This window comes from Acinetobacter sp. TUM15064, assembly GCF_008980265.1.
GTDB lineage: Bacteria > Pseudomonadota > Gammaproteobacteria > Pseudomonadales > Moraxellaceae > Acinetobacter.
The window spans coordinates 1-22,562 of record NZ_BKFU01000011.1 but is presented as its reverse complement, the minus strand read 5'-3'; the positions used below and the strand labels follow the sequence as shown (position 1 = coordinate 22,562).

The 22,562-nt window shown below is 41.8% G+C and carries 26 protein-coding genes, 1 tRNA gene and 2 pseudogenes; 28 read left to right on the top strand and 1 reads right to left on the bottom strand.

Features of this window, described 5'->3' with window-relative positions; all coding sequences use genetic code 11:
- The first annotated feature begins 1 nt into the window (after nt 1).
- The 16 genes and pseudogenes from GBI16_RS05430 to GBI16_RS05350 all read left to right on the top strand — a co-directional run bounded on the left by GBI16_RS05430 (nt 2) and on the right by GBI16_RS05350 (nt 9,754).
- Entirely contained in the window at nt 2-247 is a 246-nt protein-coding gene (locus tag GBI16_RS05430; protein ID WP_151706678.1) for a hypothetical protein, read from the top strand.
- 17 nt (nt 248-264) lie between these two features.
- Entirely contained in the window at nt 265-561 is a 297-nt protein-coding gene (locus tag GBI16_RS05425; RefSeq protein WP_228267812.1) for a hypothetical protein, read from the top strand.
- Nucleotides 562-621: 60 nt separating this feature from the next.
- Nucleotides 622-948 carry a hypothetical protein gene (locus GBI16_RS05420; protein ID WP_087526872.1) on the top strand — a complete coding sequence of 109 codons (327 nt, stop codon included), beginning with the start codon at nt 622-624 and terminating at the stop codon, nt 946-948.
- Nucleotides 949-1,775: 827 nt separating this feature from the next.
- A tRNA-Met gene (locus GBI16_RS05410) sits at nt 1,776-1,852 on the top strand.
- Between the two features lie 788 nt (nt 1,853-2,640).
- Complete coding sequence (locus tag GBI16_RS05405; protein ID WP_151706677.1) at nt 2,641-2,982, top strand: hypothetical protein; 342 nt, start codon at nt 2,641-2,643, stop codon at nt 2,980-2,982.
- A gap of 351 nt (nt 2,983-3,333) precedes the next feature.
- A complete protein-coding gene (locus tag GBI16_RS05400) occupies nt 3,334-3,963 on the top strand; it encodes a putative metallopeptidase (protein ID WP_062034629.1) in 630 nt (209 codons plus the stop codon).
- Between the two features lie 46 nt (nt 3,964-4,009).
- Complete coding sequence (locus tag GBI16_RS05395) at nt 4,010-4,492, top strand: DUF2280 domain-containing protein (RefSeq protein WP_151706676.1); 483 nt, start codon at nt 4,010-4,012, stop codon at nt 4,490-4,492.
- Nucleotides 4,470-5,990: pseudogene (gene terL, locus GBI16_RS05390) on the top strand (phage terminase large subunit); the annotation flags it as partial. The gene GBI16_RS05395 and the pseudogene terL, both read left to right, overlap by 23 nt.
- A 156-nt stretch (nt 5,991-6,146) precedes the next feature.
- The gene (locus GBI16_RS05385) at nt 6,147-6,437 is read left to right on the top strand and encodes a hypothetical protein (protein WP_151706674.1); all 291 of its coding nucleotides are present in this window, start codon (nt 6,147-6,149) and stop codon (nt 6,435-6,437) included.
- Nucleotides 6,430-6,870 (top strand): hypothetical protein, encoded by a 441-nt coding sequence (locus tag GBI16_RS05380; protein ID WP_151706673.1) that lies wholly within the window; start codon nt 6,430-6,432, stop codon nt 6,868-6,870. The genes GBI16_RS05385 and GBI16_RS05380 overlap by 8 nt, the downstream gene beginning before the upstream one ends.
- A gap of 7 nt (nt 6,871-6,877) precedes the next feature.
- A complete protein-coding gene (locus GBI16_RS05375) occupies nt 6,878-7,057 on the top strand; it encodes a hypothetical protein (protein ID WP_151706672.1) in 180 nt (59 codons plus the stop codon).
- Nucleotides 7,050-7,793: a hypothetical protein gene (locus GBI16_RS05370; protein WP_151706671.1), complete on the top strand. Its 744-nt coding sequence runs from the start codon at nt 7,050-7,052 to the stop codon at nt 7,791-7,793. The genes GBI16_RS05375 and GBI16_RS05370 overlap by 8 nt, the downstream gene beginning before the upstream one ends.
- A 70-nt stretch (nt 7,794-7,863) precedes the next feature.
- The gene (locus GBI16_RS05365; protein WP_151706670.1) at nt 7,864-8,430 is read left to right on the top strand and encodes a hypothetical protein; all 567 of its coding nucleotides are present in this window, start codon (nt 7,864-7,866) and stop codon (nt 8,428-8,430) included.
- A 64-nt stretch (nt 8,431-8,494) separates the two neighbouring features.
- On the top strand, nt 8,495-8,773 hold the full coding sequence (locus GBI16_RS05360; RefSeq protein WP_058869398.1) for a DUF2845 domain-containing protein: 279 nt from the start codon (nt 8,495-8,497) through the stop codon (nt 8,771-8,773).
- Nucleotides 8,774-8,783: 10 nt separating this feature from the next.
- Entirely contained in the window at nt 8,784-9,182 is a 399-nt protein-coding gene (locus GBI16_RS05355) for a DUF4124 domain-containing protein (protein WP_151706669.1), read from the top strand.
- Between the two features lie 29 nt (nt 9,183-9,211).
- The gene (locus GBI16_RS05350) at nt 9,212-9,754 is read left to right on the top strand and encodes a hypothetical protein (RefSeq protein ID WP_228267811.1); all 543 of its coding nucleotides are present in this window, start codon (nt 9,212-9,214) and stop codon (nt 9,752-9,754) included.
- Here the strand turns inward: GBI16_RS05350 and GBI16_RS05345 are convergent.
- Entirely contained in the window at nt 9,751-10,101 is a 351-nt protein-coding gene (locus GBI16_RS05345) for a hypothetical protein (protein WP_151706668.1), read from the bottom strand. The genes GBI16_RS05350 and GBI16_RS05345 overlap by 4 nt on opposite strands.
- A 138-nt stretch (nt 10,102-10,239) precedes the next feature.
- Here GBI16_RS05345 and GBI16_RS05340 point away from each other — a divergent pair, with 138 nt between their 5' ends.
- From GBI16_RS05340 to GBI16_RS05290, 12 genes and pseudogenes are all read left to right on the top strand, one after another.
- Complete coding sequence (locus tag GBI16_RS05340; RefSeq protein WP_151706667.1) at nt 10,240-11,088, top strand: ORF6N domain-containing protein; 849 nt, start codon at nt 10,240-10,242, stop codon at nt 11,086-11,088.
- Between the two features lie 298 nt (nt 11,089-11,386).
- Complete coding sequence (locus tag GBI16_RS18640; protein WP_171494532.1) at nt 11,387-11,536, top strand: hypothetical protein; 150 nt, start codon at nt 11,387-11,389, stop codon at nt 11,534-11,536.
- A 63-nt stretch (nt 11,537-11,599) separates the two neighbouring features.
- Nucleotides 11,600-14,737, top strand: a complete 3,138-nt coding sequence (locus GBI16_RS05335; RefSeq protein ID WP_151706666.1) for a tape measure protein — start codon at nt 11,600-11,602, stop codon at nt 14,735-14,737.
- A complete protein-coding gene (locus GBI16_RS05330; protein WP_151706665.1) occupies nt 14,737-15,150 on the top strand; it encodes a hypothetical protein in 414 nt (137 codons plus the stop codon). The genes GBI16_RS05335 and GBI16_RS05330 overlap by 1 nt, the downstream gene beginning before the upstream one ends.
- Nucleotides 15,140-17,605: a hypothetical protein gene (locus GBI16_RS05325; protein WP_151706664.1), complete on the top strand. Its 2,466-nt coding sequence runs from the start codon at nt 15,140-15,142 to the stop codon at nt 17,603-17,605. Before GBI16_RS05330 ends, GBI16_RS05325 begins: the two co-directional genes overlap by 11 nt.
- Before the next feature lie 51 nt (nt 17,606-17,656).
- Nucleotides 17,657-18,931 carry a hypothetical protein gene (locus GBI16_RS05320; protein ID WP_151706663.1) on the top strand — a complete coding sequence of 425 codons (1,275 nt, stop codon included), beginning with the start codon at nt 17,657-17,659 and terminating at the stop codon, nt 18,929-18,931.
- A complete protein-coding gene (locus GBI16_RS05315) occupies nt 18,928-19,218 on the top strand; it encodes a carboxypeptidase regulatory-like domain-containing protein (RefSeq protein WP_151706662.1) in 291 nt (96 codons plus the stop codon). The genes GBI16_RS05320 and GBI16_RS05315 overlap by 4 nt, the downstream gene beginning before the upstream one ends.
- Nucleotides 19,215-19,604, top strand: coding sequence for a hypothetical protein (locus tag GBI16_RS05310; RefSeq protein ID WP_151706661.1), 390 nt, complete (start codon nt 19,215-19,217; stop codon nt 19,602-19,604). The genes GBI16_RS05315 and GBI16_RS05310 overlap by 4 nt, the downstream gene beginning before the upstream one ends.
- A 9-nt stretch (nt 19,605-19,613) precedes the next feature.
- Nucleotides 19,614-21,506, top strand: a complete 1,893-nt coding sequence (locus tag GBI16_RS05305; RefSeq protein ID WP_151706660.1) for a hypothetical protein — start codon at nt 19,614-19,616, stop codon at nt 21,504-21,506.
- Nucleotides 21,499-21,729, top strand: coding sequence for a hypothetical protein (locus tag GBI16_RS05300; RefSeq protein WP_004980417.1), 231 nt, complete (start codon nt 21,499-21,501; stop codon nt 21,727-21,729). The genes GBI16_RS05305 and GBI16_RS05300 overlap by 8 nt, the downstream gene beginning before the upstream one ends.
- A 63-nt stretch (nt 21,730-21,792) precedes the next feature.
- A complete protein-coding gene (locus tag GBI16_RS05295; protein ID WP_119062841.1) occupies nt 21,793-22,179 on the top strand; it encodes a hypothetical protein in 387 nt (128 codons plus the stop codon).
- 55 nt (nt 22,180-22,234) lie between these two features.
- Nucleotides 22,235-22,562, top strand: a pseudogene (locus GBI16_RS05290) (TIGR02594 family protein); the annotation flags it as partial.

The following is a 22,562-nucleotide window of genomic DNA, read 5'->3' as shown; positions in this document are numbered from 1 at the left end:
CATGGGTAATAAAGATCAAGTTACTGAGCGTGATATTCGTTTACCTCAATTTAAGGATTCCAAGCTAGAAGATTTGGAGTTTGATGGAACTGGTGAAGTTGTTAGGAAAGATCGATTTGAAACATCAATGCGAAAAATCTCAGCAATGCTTCACGGTGTAAATGGCCTTTCTTCACGCAGTAGTTGGACATGCGAGCAGGTGGTAGAGGCTGTGAAGATCGTTTTGGAGCGAGGTGCCAGTGAGTAGCAGCTATTGCAAAGTATATGAGTGATGAGAGCTTTCGTGAGCAGCGCTTAATAAAAGGTGTAGCATGTCAAATTAATGACAACGAAGCACGTGCATTTCAGAGAATAATCCTGGATATCCGTCAAATTGATAGTGAGCCATTACAAGAATGGGTGGATGCTGTTTGGCAGATTTGTGTCGAGAATAAAAAACTGCGCGAAGTGGCTGAGATGTACGAAACATCGACTATACAAATACGTCAAAATATGAAGTGTGCTTTAGCATTTATAGCGGGAAGATACCCAAATTTAAAATCAGATCTACTTCAAAAATAAACATACTAGATCTAAAATATTATAAGCTCATTGAACATCAATGAGCTTATGAAAATTCTAATGAAAACTACTCCAGATCAAGCCATATATGATTTTTGTAATGCGATTTACAAGCTTAGCTTGAATGATTTCGAAAAAGCTAATGAGCCACCCCACAAAGCTTCCTTCTTATTTCAATGTTTGATTCAAATGAATGAATTAAAAATGGAAGCAGGTAAGATTGTTTCTAAAGACCATACGATTAGTTATATATTAGATGATGAAAAATATACGTTCTGGATAGTTGAAGTGCCAGAACCTATAGATAAATTTGCTTTTTTGGATTACTTAACCAAGGAATTAACCGCTATTTTTTACAATTTAAATGATAGTGATTGTAAAAGCTAAATTTATACAGTTGCTTGTGTACACAAGATATGGCATATTTCAGTTATAGTGGACGTACATATGGAAATTCACTTAATTACCGTAAAAAGCTCATCATTTGATGGGCTTTTTTTGTTGCTAGATAATTTGGTATAAAATGTGAATGAGATATCAATATAAACCAAGTATATTAATTGGTATTAAGTTCTCCATGATAGTTAATATCAGTTTCCACCTGCACCTTCCCCAAGTTGCAGGTTTTTTTTGCTTCATTTTTTGTGAGATTAATGATTTAATTATTTTGTTGTAAATAAAAACAACGATTCCTTGTATCAGCGCAAATGACCAAGGGGAAAAGCCTTACAGAGATGTAGGGCTTTTTTTATTGCTGTATACAAATTGCATGGGCTTTTTAAACAACTAAGATGGTATAGTGACACTCTCTTTTAAGTGCTCCTCTATATGCCTGAAATCTATAAATACATTTACACTCAGATTAGTGTATTCGGTTCATTACCAACACATAAAGTTCTTATAAATAGTACACATAACAAGACCAAATTAATTTTCGCAGATAATACTTTTGTTTATGGGGCTGTTTCTGATTGGGCACTAGGTCTATCCGGGCTTGATTCGAGAAAATCAATATGGTCGGAAGAACCCAAGTTGTTTTTAGAGGGTGAAAAGAGAAGATTGAGCCTCTATCGAGCATCTCATCCAGCATTTATAACTGAAGCAATTTTAGGGTAGGCTTAAGATATTTTGAATTTCGTTAATACTATAAGTGCTTATATTTCAAATAAAGTTTGCTTTGTGGTTGCTTAGGGCGTATAAAGCTAACTCGTTGATGCGGGATGGAGCAGTCTGGTAGCTCGTCGGGCTCATAACCCGAAGGTCGTTGGTTCAAATCCAGCTCCCGCTACCAACGAAAAAAGATTCAAAGTTTATAGCCTAGTCCCCGTGGATTAGGCTTTTTTTATGGCGGCTTAACTTTATTCGTAGTGGTTTAAATTTTAATGCCGCCACCCAGATTTCAATTAAAGTTAATTCATAAAATATTGATTTATTCTTAATTCATTTTTCACAAAAAATTCACGAATAAGTATGCATGATTGCTGCTAGAAACAGCTGTAGTTTCTGAATGGCCTTCCAAGGTCCTTAGTTTAAGCCCACATCAATCTACTGCTGAGGTGGGCTTTTTTTTGCATGGAGAAAAGTAATGCTCCGATTGTTAATGTGTTTATTTGGCCTTCACGGCGCAACTGAGATTGATCACACGATTGATGGTGATGAGATCAAGGTGTGTCGTGATTGCTTGAAAGAAATTAAGTGATATTTAAGAAATTGAGTGATTTATTCATCATAGTGAAACAATGGGATTATATTCTGTGAAAAATAAAGATGAATTAAAGAATTAGTAATAAAGCGCAAATTTAACCCGCTTACTTTGGGAGAGGTAAGCGGGTTTTTTATTGAGTAATTTACATTTCCTTTTTGCCGAACGGATTACGGCACATAGAACCTCGCTCAATATGCATTATTGGCGGGGTTTTTTTCTTATTACTAAAATATACATAACCTATAGCTTCATTATATGGGATGTAGGTAATTAGATATAAACTCAAGCTTAGAAAATATTTGTTAAAATATTGTGCTTGTTTAAATATTTTAATATGTTATCAATCTACCTTTACATTATATATCGAGATTTTTATGAAAATCGCGGTCATTGGTGGGGTAGCTGCAGGTAAGGTTAGGGAAATTTTAGCTGTAGGGGGAGTTGCTGACGAAATAGAGTGGCAATGTGAATACGAAAAACCAGTTGCACCAATAATATTTAGCGCTGGGTTTCAGAAAGTTATTGCCAAGCCTGGAGTGGCTGAAATAGAAAAATATAAACTTAAGATTCTAGAAAGAAATGAAGAGTTAAGGCTTTTTTATGTTCTCGAATCTATGGAAGAAGATTTAATTAACACTCAGTTGGATGAATACTGGTGCAAATCAGATATCTTGGGGCACAAGAGGAAATTTGAATCTTCAGATGTTCTAGCTTGACTCGTAATGAGTTGCTGGTGATTGATAGCATTATGATTAAGTTGAAAGATCGGGTTAAGAATCTAAGAATGGCCCTACACAATTAATTAACTAATACTTCATCTTTGTATAATTTCTTACATATCTATCACTGTAAATTGTGAGAAATGTATTCTTTTAGTGTTGATAATTATTTTAATTGTGAGAGTATAAAAAAAGAACAACAAAGGGGAGATAAGTATGACTTCACAAGATGTGCTTGTAATCTCGGTTTCAGCTTTAGTCCTTACATTAATTATTTATGAGTTTGGACAATTGTCGATGTTGTTTTAAACGAACCACCTTCGGGTGGTTTTTTAATGGGCGTAATTTATGAAAAGACCGCAACCACCAGAACGACTTCTAAATATAGACCCTTTAGATAATGTTGATTTTGAGCCAGCAAAAGAGCTTGAAGAGTGGATTATCGACACTTTCATTTCCAGTGATGGAAAGCTCTACAACTCTGATCACGCTCATATATCGCCGTGGTCTAGCACATTATTTAAAGTTCTATGGGCATCTTCTGCATTCATCAAAGCTGACCGAGTTGTATTGGGACAAACAGAGAAGTTCGCACCAATGGCAGGGGGCTGGCGTAAGTTGCGACAAGAAAAACAAATGATTGATTGGTTCGGCTGTGTGCCTGACTTCATTATCACCATTGATGCAAAGTTTGCATCGCAGGCAAGTGACACAGAATTTTGCGCATTGATTGAGCATGAGCTTTACCACTTGGGTGCTAAGCGGGACGAAGATGGGAATTACTTAATTAGTCCTTCAACGGGTGAATATAAATACTATTTAAGACCACATGATGTTGAAGAGTTTCATGGTGTGGTTCAACGCTATGGTGCATCAGAAGATGTGCAGAAGATGGTAGACCTTGCTAATGATGGGCCAACAATTGGAAAAGCTAAAATTGCACACGCTTGTGGTACCTGTCTTTTAAAATTGGCTTAAATTTTTTTGCCATTTTACTTGGACGTACTTGGACGGATTTAGATAAATGGCAAGACTTAATAAACGGGTGAAACTCTATATAGTTCGGTCATTAGCAACCTATGAGACACCCACTGAAACAGCTAAGGGCGTCCAAGAAGAATTTGGTATTACGGTAACGAAGCAACAGTGTGAAGCATACGACCCAACCAAAAAGACGGGGCAGGATTTAAGCGAAGAATTCAAAAAGGAATTTTATCGAATTCGAGAGGATATGAATAAGAACGTTAATTCAATTCCTATTGCAAATATTGCTTATCGCTTAAGGCGGCTTCAAAACTTTATCGACCATGATCGCTACAAAGATAATGCCGTGATTGTTCCTGATCTATTAGAGCAAGCTGCAAAAGAAGTGGGTGGGCTCTATACCAATCGTAAAGAAATTACTGGCGCTGATGGTGGACCATTACAGAGTGAGAGTGTTACTTATGTGACCGCTACCGATGAGCAGGTAAGGCAGGCAATAGATGAACTCGAGAGCGAATATTGATCCTGTAAAACTTCGTGCAAAGCGCATTAAATGTCAGGATGAGCACCTGTTTTTTACACGTGCATTCTTTAAGCCCCGTATGGGTTTTAAGTTCTCGGTCAATTGGCACCATGAGTATATGGCTTGGGCGATTGATGAGGTTATTGCTGGGCGGATTGAAAACCTTGTAATTAATGTTCCTCCTGGTTCAGGTAAGACTGAACTGCTGACCAACTTGATCCCGCGCGGTATAGCACGGAACCAGCGTTCAAGATTCTTATATTTGTCATTCTCTCAGTCACTTGTTGAGGATGTCTCATCAACAGCGCGAAACATCGTTAAATCGGCAGATTTTCAAAGCTTATGGCCAGTGAAGATCTCAACCAATACCGATGCTAAAGCGAGCTGGAAAACGACTGTAGATGGCTATGAAGCAGGGCATGTTTATTCTGCTTCGATGGGTGGTCAGGTTACGGGCCGCCGTGCAGGTACATTGGCTGATAATGGGTTCACAGGTGCAATTATCCTAGACGATCCGCTTAAGCCTGAGGATGCATTTAGTAAGACGGCACGTAACAAGGCTAATCGTAAAATACTAAACACGGTCAACTCACGTAAAGCCAAGTCATCTACACCTATTATTTTGATCATGCAGCGCTTACACGTTGAGGATCCGACTAACTTTGTGATGACGGGCAACGTGCCAGGTAAATGGCATCAGATCTCTATACCGGCATTGATTGATGACGATTACATTGAACGTCTACCTGAGCACATTCGCAAAAAAGTGCCATTAGATGTTGAGCGTGATGAAAAGGGCCGTCAAAGCTATTGGCCACTGAAAGAATCATTACAGTCATTGCTGCAGTTAGAGAAAGGTGGACAGGACAAAGACGGTGCTACGGTATCTCGTTACACATTCAGCAGCCAGTATCAGCAAGAGCCTAAAAAGCTCGGTGGTGATCTGATCAAGTCTGAATGGTTTGGGCGTTATGCTGAGTTGCCACCATTGCGCTGGCGTGCGATTTGGGCTGATACCGCGCAAAAGGTTAAAGAGCATAATGACTTTTCAGTGTTTTTATGTGGTGGTCTTGGTTATGACGAGAAGTTCTACATCATCGATGTACGCCGTGGTAAATGGCTAGCCCCTGAGTTGATTGAGGAAGCTGAGCGATTTATCAAGAAACATCACGTAGATACGCCAGCACTCGGTGCATTGCGTTATATGGCTATTGAGGATAAAGCCTCAGGCACAACGCTAATTCAAACGGTATCACGTAAGACCACATTACCAATTCGTGCCATTCAGCGTAATACAGACAAGCTCACTCGAACTATGGATGTTCAATTTTATGTTGAAGATCAGCGTGTAGTGCTGCCTGTTGATGCGCCGTGGTTGTTGACCTACCTTGAAGAAGTTGAGGGATTAACAGCGGATATGACACATGACCACGATGACCAGTGGGATCCAACCATTGATGGTATCAATGACACATTGGTGAATGGTTACTCGCTTTTCCGCGCGTTAGCAGCAACTACAGGAACGATGAATCCCGCAAATCAATTGTTCCAGCCAACATCAACACCAACACAAGTTGGTGATGAAAACAAAAACACTCAGCCAAAATTAGAAAAATGGCAACAACCACTTTCACCTTAAAAGAGGGAGCCTGATATGGTTCAAAAAATTACCTCACGCCCAGGTCAAGAGGCGTATTTAACAGGGCCAAATGAAACCCTTTCCATCCCAATGATTGGCGCCAGTGTTATCTCTGATGGTGATGTGGTTGTTCGTACCACTGATGGTAAATCAGTTGCACTAGTCTCAGGTGCTACAACAAGGCAATTTCTTACTTTAAGGACTTGTCTGCAGGCCGAGCTAAACTTGTATTCCCAATCCCACCTGCAGGTGATGAAGGTAAACCTTCATTCATCTCAGGCATTTTTGTGGTGTAACTATGAGTGAAAGTTACTTTGCGCTTGAACCAGTAATTGTGAAAGCGCTCCAGGACAACATCCCTGAAATCAAAACAATCCATACACCATTCAATATTGAAGAAATGCTCGGAATAACCAACGAAGAAGTTGCTCTGAGTGTTATTTATTTTGATGACCGGGTTGCTGGGAATGCAGGTCAAGGGCAAGTAAGTGCGATTTATCAGCAATGGTTAGTCGTATTGAGTGTTCGAGAAGCTTCATCGCAATTGCAGCAAACAAATGCAATTCGTGAATTAGCAGCTCCGCATATCCAAAAGGTTTTAAAGGTTATGAGTGGCCTTGATCCTGAAATTGCTGGATTTGACGTTTTTAAGCGTAGTAATAGTCCTGTGCGTAGCGGCGGCCAAACTGGTCACTTTTATTTCCCTATGATGTTTGAATGCTTAATGTTTAACAATTAGGAACCTTATGAAAACGCAATACAAAGCCCTAAAGCCGATTGGCCCATGGTTGAAAGATCAAATTGTGGGTGATCTACCACAAGAAAAAATTAAACAGCTTTTAGATGATGGTGCGATTGAAGCAATTAAGCCTGATGTGAAAGTAGAAGCTAAACCAAAAACAAAAGAGGTGCCTGCGAATGGCTAAGAAGTACATTTCATTGCGTGGTAAGTTCTCCCTTGCCCCAATTGTTGAAGGTATTGTGGGTGCAATGCGAGAGCTGGGCAACATCCCTGACTTTACGTTGGAAATCACGGCTGACAAGATTGAGCATACTGAATCAATGTCTGGTGATGATACGACCGATTTAGTGATATACAACACCACTGCAGTTTCATTCAGTGGCACACTTGAGCAGGTTGATGCTGATAACCTTGCATATATCCTGTCGGGTAAAAATGTCGCAGTGGCAACGAAAACCGTAGCTGACCATGATTTAGGTGCTGTCACCAAAGGTCAGAAGATTAAACTGGATGGTTTTAATTTGACTGTGCCAACCGTAACTGACGGTGCATCAACACCCGTTGCGATTGAATCAACGAAATATAAGCTAGATGCGGTTTATGGCACGATTGAGTTTCTTGATGATTTGCCGAAAGTTGTTATTGGGTACACGACTGGCGCCGTGACACACACTACGATCGCATCTGATTTCGGTGCTGAATATGCATTGTTCTTTGAGGGCATTGATAAGATCAGCAAAGACAAAGTGTTCTTAGCTCTGCATCGAACAGTGAAGACACCTGATTCAAGCTTTGGCCTAATTCATGAAGAATTTGGTTCTTACGAAATTAGCGGTGATGCCCTTGGTGATCTAACCAAAGACAAAGATGGTGCACTTGGCTTATATGGCTATTACACCCAAATCCCTAAAGCAGCATAAACACATATGGGCACTTAAATAGGATGCGTTAGGCATCTTTTTTTGTGCCTGTATTTTTAGAGATTTCATCATGAATGATTTTTTTATAGCTTCAAACCGACCCGTCAAAGTTGGTGAACTATCGGTGCACCAACTGCAGATGCATAACTTTGATGAATGGTCGGGTGCAGCACAGGTCATTAAAGACTTTTTGAGTAATCATCCAGATGAAACCGCACAAATGATCTTTGATGCTCATCCATTTGAATCGACGCAATTGATAGCCCATTGCTTGAAATACAGCATTGAACAAGTCATTGATCTATTCAAAAAAGAGGGCGAGATCAATGTCTTGTTATTGGATGCTGTGATTAAAGTGAATGATGCATTCTTTACTGAGCCAAAACCTAAACACCGGGACGATGTAGATCCGCGTAAAAAGAGCAGTTGGTTTGATGTATTTCAGCTTCTTGCATCGAATGGCCATCAAAATGAAAGCATTATGCAAATGAGCTACGGTTCATTCCGACACTATCTTAAAGCCGCTCAAAAAGCTGAGCGTATAAAGATGCGTAATTTGGCGATCGCAACCAGAGCACAGAATGCTATCAATAAGAAGTTCAATGAATTCATTAAGAGTCTTGAGAAAGAACAGTAATTTTCACATTGTGATGTGAATTTGAGCACGTTATGATTTACCCACTAATAACGAGGGTAAATTCATGAAAAAATTATTAATTACTGCCGCTTTGATGTCTGTTTTTACATTAGCAAATGCAAATTTAGCAGGGGCAAGCATTAACGGTAAGCAAGTTCGCAAAGGTCAAAGCTATGGTGAAGTCGTTGCGGCCGCAGGCCAGCCAACATCTCATTATGACTACGTTAAAAACGTGGGTGGTAAAGACGTTTCAGTGCGTGAGCTAAGCTATGTCGACGGTAGCAAAACTTTCACTGTCGTAATTGAAGATGGCAAAGTTACTACGATTCGTAGCGGGCGTTGAGGCAGCTGTAATGTTTAAATGGTTTGTTTCAATATTTTTTTTGACAGTGTTTATACAAACATCACAAGCAAAAGAGATATACCGTTGTGAAGTTAATGGAACAGCAACCTATCAAGCTACCCCATGTAAAGACAAGGCCACGCAAAAAATAGCATGTGTTAATTATGCTGTGGAAACAGACTTTAAGAACTCATTAGGTGATAAGGAGTGCTTGGATAATGGGGCGAATAGTGGAGGTTACGGAGGGTATTCCTCTAGCTATAATGGATCTTACTCCAGTGGTTATTCTGGATCATCTAGTGGTTCATCATATTCACCATCATCTAATAGAGCTAAAAATCAGTATGTTTCTGGCTATACAAGAAAAGATGGTACTTATGTGAAGCCATACATGAGATCTAAAAAATAATTAGATTTTTCCTTTTTTTGGGGTTTGATATGTCAAATTGTCCAAGTTGTAATTCATCCAATACCAAAACATTAAGTATGGTTTGGTCTGGCGGGACTCGAAATGGAAAGAGTGGTTTTGGTGGTGTTGGGTTGTCCAGTAGTGGGCGTATAACGGTAGGTGGTGGTAAAGGGTCGTCAACATCCCAATCTAATCTAGCCGCTTCGTGTGCGCCTCCCAAAAAAAGCACTTCTGCAATTCTTATTGTGGGTGTGCTTTTTGTGATGTTCTGGCTTCCATTGCTGGGGGCTTTACTGAGTGTTGGAGATGCGCCAAACTTTTTCCATGGGCTCTTCACTGTGGTTTTACTTATACCCTTACTACTATTAATGGGTTATGGATTGATAAGGTTATATAAGCACTTGGATAAGTCTAATAAGGAGCGAATGCAGAATTACTCCAGAAGTTGGATTTGTCTAAAGTGTGGTGCAAGATTTATTCCGTACAGACAGAGCGAGGGAGATGCCAAGGCTATAGCTGATAAGATGGCTAAAGAGTTGAAGGACTTATTGGACGAAAGAAAAGCACCCTAGGGTGCTTTTTCTTCAAGTATCGTTTTTATAATTTTTCCATATTTGGATCTTAGATTGGTTGGTAGGTTCTCAAAGTTATCATTCATTGCCTCGACATAAAGCATTCGCATTTCACGCGACTCACGGCTTAACTCCAATACCTCTTCGGTCAAGTCGTGAATTCTAGAGAGCATCTCATCATTGGGTTGATTACCTAAGCCTTTATCCATTAACTCAATCATAGCTGTATTTAGAGATAGATTGTTTTGCTCAGCATACTCTACAAGATCGCCATAAAGGCCAATAGGGATGCGAATTTGTGTGCGCTTCCAATCATCTTGATTTTGCACACGAGTTTTCTCGTTCATTGTAACCACCAAACTAGTTATTGACACTAGATTAGTATTATATTAAATTTATGTCAATGTTACTAATTTAGTAACAGTGAAGCCCTGACACTTTCGACGGGATCAGGGCTTCTATCAACTTCTATAAGGAAAATTGACATGGCTAATATAGCACAAATCAATAATACTCAAGTATCAATCATTAACTTCAAATCCATTCCAGTTGTTACTACAGCAATGCTTGCACAGCTTTATGCTACTGACACTGATAACATTAAGCAGAATTACACTCGTAATAAGGAGCGTTTTGTTGAGGGCAAGCATTTCTTTAAGATTATGGGTGAAGAATTGAAGAATTTTGTGGGTGACTTAAAGTCACTCGCAAATTCAACTATTCAAGTTTCCTCAAAAACACGCAATCTAATCCTCTGGACAGAACGTGGTGCAGCACGTCACGCCAAGATGCTCGATACGGATCAAGCGTGGGATATCTTTGAGCAACTGGAAGACTGCTACTTCCATCGCCAAGAGGTTTTAGCCAAAACCCACAAATCAGAACGCACAGCACTACACGAGGCACATGCTTTGTTGGTGACTAAGACTAAGCACTTAAATGTGAATGAAGCATGGAAGTTGATACATCAACGTTTTAACGTGGATCACATTGAAGACATCCCATACGAAGCAATCCCTGTCGCCGTGGAGTATGTGCATCATTTGATTGCTTTATATAGTAGCGCTGAGAAAAAACAATTTAGTGAGGGTGATTTGCATAACTTACATGCCTTAGCAACCCACATGATATGGGCACGATCTTGGTGGCAAGAGTTTGGCGATATGGTTAAGAAATTAAATCCAGTCATTTACAGCAGAGCCACCACTCACTTTGTGGATGGGTCAAGTTTAGCTTGGCAGTTTGTAAAAGCAGATAGAAAGAAAGAATTGAAAGAATGTGTAAATAATTTCGATTGGTTGACTGGGACATATCAGCAAAAGCTACCAATATGAATTTCATTTAAACAAGAACCTCCTTCGGGAGGTTTTTTAATTAGAGTTACACTTATAAGAGAGAACCAAACCAACCATTCTTCGGAGTGGTTTTTTATTGCCTAACACATTCAGAAACACGCAAAAATGAATATTCCTAGATTGCTTGCTAGGAATATTCATTTTTGCCCATTTTTATAAGTTTCATAATTGGTCTTGCGAGGGCGAGGCTTTAAAACTGGAAAAGCAAAAAGCCCATGACGGCAATCATGGGCTTTTTAGATCAACTCAACCGAGGAAGTTAAGGAGAAATATCTATATGCAAAATCATACACCAAAATCTGAATTAAAGGTAGATGGAAAAATGAGCGAAAAAGGTGCAGATCGTGCTGGTTTGTTACAAGCAATTACGAGCCTAGTCTTAGCAGTGGGTTTTATTATTACGACAATTATTTTAGCTCTCAAATAGTATTTGATCGTTTATTAGCACCGCCTTCGGGCGGTTTTTTAATGCCCGAAATTTGAGGTGTCAATGTCAAAAAATCTAACTTTTAAACTCATCATGGACGGTGACAGCAAAGGCCTTGTGGCTGCTGCCAAGCAATCTGAAAGCGTAACCAAGAAGGTTTTTGAAACCATTAAGGCTGAAGCTGAGCAATTAAAGACTACCTCAGCAAAAGCTACGAAAGGGGTAGCTGATCTAGGTGATCAATCTCAAAATACAGCTAGTCAAATAAAAAGACTCGAGGGGGGGCTAGAGCAAACAAATGAAGATTTAGCTCAAATCTCTAGTGAATCTGAAAAAGCGAAGTTGGGATTTACCAATCTTAAGTCAGCTGCTGGGATGTTAACAGCTGGTGTAGCAGCATTAGGTTTGGGATTAACAGTTAAAGAATTAATAGCAACATCTGATGCTACACAGCAAATGGCGGCACGTATTCGAAATGCTACAAGTAGTGTTGAGGAATACAATCTAGTGCAAGATAGACTTCTTGCCTTAGCTAATTCTACATACCGACCACTTCAGGAAGCACAAGAGGTTTATTTAGCCACAGCAGGGACAATGAAGTCTTTAGGCTATACAACAGAAGAAATTCTAGCAACAACAGAAAGTCTTTCACTATCCTTTACACATAATGCCACTCGTGCGGATCAAGCACTATCTGCACAGGATGCTTTGGCAAAATCTATGGCTAAAGGCTCCGTAGATGCAGATGCATGGATTAGTATTATAACTGGTGCCGATAATGTTGTGAAAGACATGGCTATTAGCACTGGTAAGACGGAAGCGGAAATTAGAAAGCTCGGTGCTGAGGGCAAGGCTTCATTGAGTGATCTTGTTGACGCTCTAATTCAATCTCGCGATCGAAATTTAGAATTAGCCAATTCAATGGAGAATTCTACAGCTGACGCTATGCAAAAGGTGCGAAATAATTTAACCGCACTCGTAGCTAAAATGAATGAGCAATACGATGTATCGAGCCGTTTAGCTGGAATGATTGATACGTTGGGCGGAGACTTGGGGTGGTTAGAGGTCTTGTTCCATGATGTTATGTCGGCTGTGGAAGAATTATCCTCGTCTTTCAGTGAAATAGATACAAGCGCACTTGATACTTTTAAAGAGGCTATAACTGCTGCCTATAATGCTGTTAAAGATTTAGTATCTACTGTGTATGAATTTGGAGTAGATGTTCTTGATATGCTCGATACATCAATAACAAGTACATTATCTATTTTTTCCTCATTCACAGGAGGTGTTTCATCCGCAGGTGAGCAAGTTAGCTTCCTAGAGAGAATTTTTCAGGGATTAGGAATTACATTTGGATTTATAAGTGACGGTCTTACAGCGATTGGAATTGTTCTCAAAGTATTAACAGGGAATTTTTTCATACTTACATCTGCTGTGAATAGTGTTATGGCGGCACTTACTTGGGGGGATGTAAGTAAGCAATTTGCAGCAAATGCCGACTTGATGAAAGATAAGGCTAAGCAATATTATGCTGAGGCTGATCAGGAGGCACAAAAGTTCCAATCTAAGGGTGTGCAACGCCTTAACGAGGCAGCTCAAACCCAAACTGAAAAGGATGCTGAATCAGTAGAGTCCTCCAAGAAGAAACTTGAACAACTTTTAGCTCACCAGCAAACAGAAGCCAATGGTAAAAAGGCTTCTGAAGCAGAAAAAATGAGCGCTGTTCAAGCCTATGCAGAAGCCGCTATTAAAGCAAATGGCGGTGTAATGGATGGCGTGATGCAGGCTGACCTTATCACTAAGGGTTACATCGTCACCATTGATGAAGCTGGAAAGGTGAGTGTTCAGGCTGGCGTAAGTGCGGCACAGGCAGCAGAAAATGCAAAGGTTAAGGAGGAAGCACTCAAGGTTGCTAAGGAGAATGTTAAAAAGGCAGACGAAGAATATCTGGCTTATCAGAAACAGGCAGCAATTGAGCGTGCAGCACTTGAACAGCAGATTGAGCAGGCCAAAAGAACTGGTGATTTAAATGCACTCGCATCTGCACAAACCTCGCTTGCTGGGATTGATACAAAAGAGGCTGAGCTAGCCAATAACAGAACTATTCGTATTAATGAGTTGAATCAGCTTAATTCCGGAGCTGGACAGGTTGTTGAGGGTTCGGCAGCGCGTGCCCGTAAAGCCGCTGAAGCTCTCGGTATTGATCTAGATATTGCTTTAGGTCGGGTTTCTGAAAAGTTTGCAGCAGATCAAGTGCATTTGGATAATTACGCAAATGGATTTGATGAGTTGGGTTTAAAGGGTGAGCAGGCAACCAATGCACTTTACACTGGTTGGGAAAAGTGGGTAGCGGGTGCTAAATCACAAGTCGAGCTTGATGCAGCTAAAGCCAAGCTTCAATCGTTTGGTGAACAAGGCAAATTATCAACATCACAAGTTGAGATGGGCTTGCAAGCCATTAAGCGTGCAAGTCAGGAATTGCCTGCTGCTCTAAGCCCTGCAGAAGCCGCAATGGAGCGACTTGGAATTAAATCCAAAGAGCAACTTAAATTAGCTGCGGAAAATGCCTTAACTGACCTCGATACCGTCATAAAAAGCGGTGAGGCCACTCAAGAGGGGTTGCAAAAAGCTTATGAAGAAACTGTGCGATTAGCTCAAGCATCTGGTAATGCTCAAGTCATGGCAGCTGCTAATGCTAAGGCGGCTTATTTAGGGCTTGAGGTTCAACTAGACGCCACAGGCAAAGCCACAGTCACTAAACTTGGCGAGATCCAGCAAGCAGCAATCGAGACTCAGCGTACTGTGAGCCAAGTCAGCCAAGCGACTTCACGAGAACAACCCGAGATCAGTGCTGAGCAGCAAGCCACCAATGATCATTGGGATGACTTCAAGGCCAAAATGAAAGCGCGTACTGATGAGCTGAATGCTAAATCACAATCACGCGGATCAGGTGGTGGTAATGCTTCATTACTGTCGAATGGCGGTGATTCAGCTCAGCAAATTTCCGCCGTGCCTGATGCACCACTTATTGCGACTAGTCTTGATATTCAACCAATGGAAGGTATGGAGACAAAGCAAAGCGTGGAGATCAAAATTGATATGGGAACAGGGCAGACAGCAACAGTATCAGCGGCACCCGATCAAGCCACAGCTCTTGAGGAAATGATGCGAGAACTTGAAGCAATTAAAGGAAGATCGTAATGCGATTAACACGAAAGTCGACCGGAGAAACCATCCAACTTGAGGATGGTTTTTTTTGGTCCGATGAAAACTGGTCTGCAATTGAACAGAACCAAGAATATGCCATCAGTGGAGCTTTGATTATTCAAGAGGGTCGCAAGCAAGCAGGTCGACCAATCACATTGCAGCCAGCCAATAAAACGAAAGGTTGGATCAAGCTGAGCGACCTGAACACGCTTCGCTTGTGGCAGAACCTGCAGGAGCAATTCACGCTTCAGTATGAATGGCCACATGACCATCGTGTGTTCAATGTGATCTGGAATCATAAAGACGGTGCACTGGAAAGCTCTACAGTCAAAGGCACCCCAGCAACATCACTTGATACTTATTTTAACGTCACCATGCGATTCATTGAGGTAAGCGATGACAATTGAAACCAATAATTTAAAGCTCCTTGAGTCAGAGCGTATCCGTACAGATGCTGATGATGGTGGGGGGAAATACTCAGGCCGTGAAATTGTCGACGGTGAAAGTAATAACCTGTTCAATGATATTTCAGAACTTGATCGCACCACGGGTCGTACTTCTATCCAAAAGATCTATGCTGCAGTCGATACAGCGGATACCGATGCATTAATGGGGGCGACGGTATTTATCTCGCAGAATGCGCAAGATCCCAATGTGTCCGCCGTGTTAACGATTAATAAAGTCTATGTCGAGATCCCTGTAAACGATTCGATTGTGGCTGGTACCTTAATAGTTAACTGGTTATTAAACGGTGTTGCCAAGTCTGCAACCGATAACGGCCAAGGGCAATTCACTGGAGATGCCACAGGCACCATTGATTATGCGGATGGTGTAGCGAAGCTGATGCCAACCTTGTTACCGAATGGTGGTACCACATTTAATGTATCAGGCCAGAAAGGTACCAAGTCCGCTGTTAGTCTTACAGCAATACCTTCTGGTGGATCAATTACAGTTGAACTGGACAATGGCTCAGCAGCCCTGATCCCCAAGTCTGTAAAAGTGCGAGTTCCTGTGAAGTACATGAGCTACACAGGGGAGGTTGAACTGCATGATATGCCAGTTGATGCTACTACTGGACGCCTATTTAATGGTGACGGTCAGCAACAAGGCACCATTAACTATGCATCACGTACGATGAATATTACCCCCAGCACTACACTTGAGACGATCGAGCGTGAGAAGATCGTGCAGGCTTATTATGGTCAGTACAACACCAGTGCAGAGGCGATTGCAGCCGGCATGCTTGGGGCAACAATCAAGTATAAAAATACAACGGAGAGCTACACCCTGAGTCTGAATGAAGTTGCAACTGCAGTAACGGTGAGCGTGTCTTATCGAGACAGTTCCAGCGCTGCGACTTGGTCGGATACCATCATCGGTTCTATCTTAAAAACGGATTTAACCGAAGGCTTTGCCGAGCAGATTCTTGCGGGTTCGATACGTTTTACCTTAGCCAGTTCAACCTATGTTGATAAACTCGGTTCGCTGTATCGTAATCCATCGGTGACTACGGGTGCAGGAACAGTGGCAGGTCAGATCCATTATGGGAATGGAGCCGTTGAGTTATCCGCTTGGGATGTGGGTGGTACAAATAACCCAACCTTAGAGACTTTGGTGACTCAACTGGAGAATGTTCAAACTAACCAAGTCTCATACCGTGCACCGATGATCCCGATCCGGGCACAGTCCTTAACTTTGTCGGCAACAAAGGTAGAGGGAGGTGTCTTAAATATCACCCCTGATGGCTCAGGTACCATTGATACAGCAGACTGTGATGGTTTCTTTAACTTTGACCAAGGTTATGGCCAATTTGTTTTTCGGCAAAAGATTGAAGTGACTTCTGCCAACCGTGCTGAAGTTATGGCGCAGGATTGGTATGTAGCTGAACTTGAGTATGCAAAAGACGGTAAGCAGTGGATTCATAAGCCCATCATGGTGCTGCCTGAAACCATAAAATACAGCGCAGTCGGTTATAGCTATATCCCGATTGATGCTGAATTACTGGGTTTGTCTGCAGTGCGTTTGCCGATTGATGGTCGAGTCCCGATTTTCCGATCGGGTGAAATTGGGATAGTGAGTGCGAGTAAGTCGCAGGAATTACCCGATTATATTGCAGGCCAAACCTACCCATTGAATGATGCACGGATCTCTTGGTGTGAACTTGAAGATGCGGATGGTATTAAGGTTCCATTTGATCTGTACGTGGTTGATTATGACTACGGCAAAGTGACTTTAAACGGTGATTTTGCCTTAGGTAATCTGACTGGACCTATCTCAGCCAAGTATCGCTATCAGGATATGGGTTTAGTCCGTGATGTCAAAATCAATGGCCAAGTGACTTTTACCAAGCCACTGACCCACAATTATGATCCAGCTCATACGATTGTTGGCTCAGCACTGGTGATTGGTGATATGCAAGCACGTTACACCCGTAAGTTTGTGCAGTCGACTTGGGATAGTCTTTGGAATGATGAGGCTACTGGAGCCGCTATCTCAGCCAACTATAACGATACGCTATATCCAATTGAAGTCACCAACAAAGGCAATATTCAGGAGCGTTGGGCGATTGTTTTTACAAGTACCACAGCGTTTCGGATCATTGGTGAATATTCTGGCCAGATTGATACGGGTGTTATTACAACGGATTGCACCCCTATGAATCCAGTGACTAATGCACCTTATTTCACCATCAAAAAGGAAGGTTGGGGTAATGGTTGGGCATCTGGCAATGTGCTACGTTTTAACACCATTGCAGCCAATCATCCGATTTGGGTGATTCGCACTGTGAAGCAGTCGGAGCCGACAGTGTTGTCTGATTCATTCCAAATCATGCTGCGCGGTGATATTGACCGGGTGGCTTAATCTTTAATTCAAATATGACCGCCTCGGCGGTCTTTTTTATGGATAATCAAAATGGTTGCAAGCACAGACATTAAGTTTTTTGTACATAGTAATAACAATGCACCACAGCTTCAAAATGCTTTTGGTTCAATGATTGGTGTTTTGGATGCGTGTTTGGTGAATGGAATCAGTCTTAGGATCGTATCAACACTGACAGCAGTGGGAACAACAGTAACAGCTGTGTTTAGTGCTTCACATAACTTGATGCAATACCAGGTAATCAAGATCGTTGGTGCGAATCAAGCTGAATACAACGGTGAACATCGTATTTTAACAGTACCGAATGCGACGAGTGTGACTTTTCAAGTAGCAAGCGCTCCAAGCGTGACAACAGCTACAGGCTCAATCACCGCATCTTTGCCACCACTGGGGTGGGAAAAGCCATTTAGTAGTACGAATGAGGCAGGAGGCGGGAAAGCAGCATATCGCTCTAAGAATACATTATTACCAAGTCGACCTTATTTACGTGTAGTCGACGAGCTTGATCCTGCTTATACAGCAACATATGCCAAATTTGCCAAAGTGGGCATTGTTGAAAATATGACAGGGATTGATACGCTGTCGGGCGTGCAAGCACCCTACGACTCAGCGAACGTTGATAAAAATTGGGTCGGGAGTGGTAGTGGTTCAGCGGTGGTTAATGGGTGGGCGCGCTGGTATTACGCAAATGCAGCTGAGTATGGTGTAGCAACAAGTACTGATGCCACCGCTCCAGCAAGTGGAAATAGATCTTATTTGGTTGTTGGATCATCCGACTACTTTTACATACTACCCGTTGCTACACCCAGTGGTCAGTATGCTCTAACTTATGGATTTGGTGCATTTGAGTCGTTTCTAGCAGCAGATAATGCGTGCACATTCTTATCAGCAACTCTAAATAATAATACGGCTAGTAGTACATCAAATAAACAAGGGTATACGGGCATTGCAGGGAATAATTCTAATCAATTGGTTCTTTTGCAACGAGCATACAATCAGGCAGCAAGTTATGCTACATCACAATCAATATCGTTAGGGGTGTCTAATACAATCTATAGCGGTACTTCAGATTACATTGGGTCAGCATCATTAATGGGTTTGGTGCCCATTTCACCAGTTTTTATTAATGAAACAGTTTTGCGGGGCGAATTACCAGGTTGTTGTTGGGTGTTTCAAAATAAACCTTATAGCAATTATGCTATTTTTGAGAAATCAGGTGATTTGTTTATAGCTCCGTTAATTGCAGCATCAGCCTCAGGCTCAGGGGGGTATGGTCAAATAGCTTTAAGGATTGGGCGTTTATTATGATATTAAAATTAAGGCCAAAACTTGCATATTGCGTTACATCTGATCAAATCAGAACGCAGAATGTAGGTCTAAAAATAATAGGTTCTGTAAGCCAAAAAAATACTCCGATTCCATGCCGAGTTAGACTCTTTGAAAAATTATCAGGACGACTAATCGCTGATGCGCAAACAGATAGCGGTGGGAATTATGAGTTTAATCATCTATCAGAAACCAAGTTTTTTATCGTAGCTCATCATCCGCAAAATCAATATAACGCAGTCATTCAAGATAACGTGGTGCCGAAATGACAGAACCGTCACACTTTGTAAAAATGGTTATGCTGCAGGCAATGGCGGCAAACTTAGATCAAGGTGAGGGGCAAGCAACTATGGTGTATTACGATGGGGTACGACCAGCATCCGAAGAGGTAGCTGCAGACCCATCAGCACGCTTGGTTACGCTGACTCTACCCAAACCCTGTGTCAAGCAAGTAAATGAAAACTCAATCGAGTTATATTCAAGCAATACAGCAATGGCAATTAAATCTGCTACGGTGACTTGGGCACGCTTATACAATGCAGCAGGTCAAGCAGTGATTGACTTGGATATGGGGGTTGAAATCCAGCTGGATAGTTACGAGGTTGTGTTGGGGTCAACCCAACAACTTGATGCGATATTTATTGAACCTGAATAGGGGTGGTCAATGTCAAACTACACACCACCCGATGCGCTCAATGTTGAGTTAAATTTTAAAAATGAGTTGGGATTAGTTGATAGTCATAATGTGACTTTGAATTTTGGCGGCGAGACTACATTTTCGATTGCTCAGATAAAAGTTAAAACTGCTTTTAAGTTTAGAGCCACTGGTACTAATGCGCTCCCAGTGAATCATGGACAAGTAAGAATTCCAATCAACTGTCATCTAGGCCTACAAATCTCAGGTTCATTTGATATCAATCATCAGCTGGGCGTTGAGCTGAAGTTCAGTGCTGTATTTGAAAGTGCAATCACCCGGCTTGGATCAACCGAAATTCCATGGGCAAAACCAGTCTTAAGGGTGTCAAATGACACCTTTTTTTACGACTGTGGATTGGTGGTCAACCATGGTAGTGACATTGGCTTTCAGCGTGGACGAACGTTATCTGAATCCATTCATGCAGTATTTGACCAGGGCGCGAAGCTCAGTCGCAACCAAAGTGTACGTTGGCAAGAAAATCTGAAGATTCGGATTACGCGTGATTTGTATTTCGATGAGCCGATCAAACTTCGATTTAATCGTGAGTTCGTCCATCAGGAGATGATCCGAAAGCGGCGCAATATCTCGTTTTCACATCAAGTCGCGCATGTCTTTGAAAAGCGTTTTAGCTTTGATTGGGATAAAGGACTGGAGCTGGTCACGCAGGACGAAATTCCTTGGGATAAAGCCAAATCTATCCATTATCGCAAGCATCCGATTGAACCATGGCCAGAGCCTGAAATTCCTGAATATCAGGGTACAGGTGATCTGAATTTTGTATGCCTCTGCAATGAGGTAGATTCGCACAATGTTGCACTCAACTTCGGTGCAGATGATTGCATACCTGGCATACCAAATCGTGAGTGGTGGTACATATTGAACAATTTATCTGTGACGCGCCTAGATAATGGCGTAGAGATTGAAGTCTATGACGGGAATTACAGCACTGATCGCAGCTGCTGGTGTTGGTCCTACACTTTGACTGTACCGGCATCCCAGATTAGCAAACTTGAACCGATTAATGGTCAACCTGTAGTTTTAAGAATTGTAGTGAATGGTACCGAGCATCAAATGTTGCTTGAGAACCGTCGACGTTCTCGTAAATTCGTCCAAGACACCTATACCTTAATTGGTCGCAGTCAAACCGCACTGCTTGCGGCACCGACTGCGCCTTTACGCTCATTCTTACAAGAGAATGATCGAACCTCCGTTCAGTTGTGTCAGGCGGAGCTGGATCGTGTATTTAGCGATACGGTACTGAATTGGCAGTTGATTGATGCGTTGGGCTGGATCGTTGAGCGTGAATGCTTAAATTATTCCAACTTAGCACCAATCGACGCCATCAAGATGGTGGTTGAAAGCGGTGGCGGGTTTATCTATAGCGAAAAGGGTAGTAATACCCTAACCATTAAACCGCTGTATAAAAAGACCTTTTGGGATGTATTGTCGATTGCTGAGTATGATCGCTTGTTGCCTGAGTCTGCGGTGGTGAGTCAGTCGACTGATTACCAGATCTATCCAGATTACAACGGCATCACGCTGACCAATGATCGTAAAGCTTTGGTCTCTCAAGTAAAGCGTACTGGTACAAGTGCGGACACCTTACTTCAGCCTGAAAATAATCCATTGTTTAACCATGTCAGCATGGCGGCGTATGGTAAAGCTAAACTTGCAAAAGCGGGAATGATTGAAACCCATACCTATAGCATGCCGATTTCACCTGAGGTCGGTGAATGTGTGCCAGGTGAAGTACTGGCTTTTAATACAGAGTGGTGGGGCATTGTAGATAGTGTCAGCGTCTCGTTCAGTCATGCAGTGGTCAATCAAACCGTGAAAGTGGAGCGCGTCAATCGTGAGTAATGCATTACAGCGTTTAATTGATTTACTGCCTACAGCTGCAGAATTTGTAGGAACCATTACCAGTGTGGATCACCCTAATTACAAAGTGTTGGTGGTGGGCGGATCAGGTTTAAACCTAGTCACCAGTTCAACCCGCTATAACTTAGGAGCAACCGTGTTTGTATCTGATGGTGAGATCAAGCGACTCGCACCATTGGGTGAAGTGATTCAAATTGAAGTTTAAGTTTAGAAAGTATATGGCACCCAAGAGGGTGCTTTTTTATTGCCAAAAATTAGGGGGAAATAAATGGAACCAGTGTCCACAAGTGGTTTTGCTGCGTTTTTAAAGTTCTACGGTGCAGCAATTATGGTTACTTTAGCAATAGCACTTGTTGCAACGGTTGTCATCATGATGCGTTTGCCTCGCTCGCCACAAGAGTGGGCAGTGGGTTTGATTTGTACGGTTGTATCTAGTCTGACTGGAGGCGCTTTTATTATCGTGAAATGGGGGCTGCATGAGTGGGTAACAGATATTTGGGGAATGATTGCTTTGGGTGGTTTCTTCTTTGTATGTGGTTTGCCGGGTTGGGCTGTGGTTCGGTGGACTTTTAACTTCATCAATAAACAAGAGGGGAAGACCATTATTGAGGTGGTTAAGGAGCTTAAGGAAGCCAGAGAAGATTTGAATAAATAACGTACCAACTATATGCCGCCTTAGGGCGGTTTTTTAATACCTGAAGGAAATTGAAATGAAACTTATTGAAAATTGGCAACAGGCTTGGAAACTCAAGTCAGTACAAGTGGGCGCAGCAAGTGCCTTTTTTTATGCCTTGATTTTATTATTAGAGCAGTTTTTAGGTGTGTGGAATGTAATCCCACAAGAGCTGAAAAATAAGATCCCAGAAAACATTGCTGAGTGGGTGGGGATGTTTGTTGGTGTGGCCATGGTACTTGCACGTTTGAAGAAACAGCCTGAAATTCATCCTGTACCAAAACTATTAGGCTTTGCCACGTTACCCACAAATTCCATTACATTTGATCAGGCCTTTCAGCGGTTGATTGGTCATGAAGGTGGTT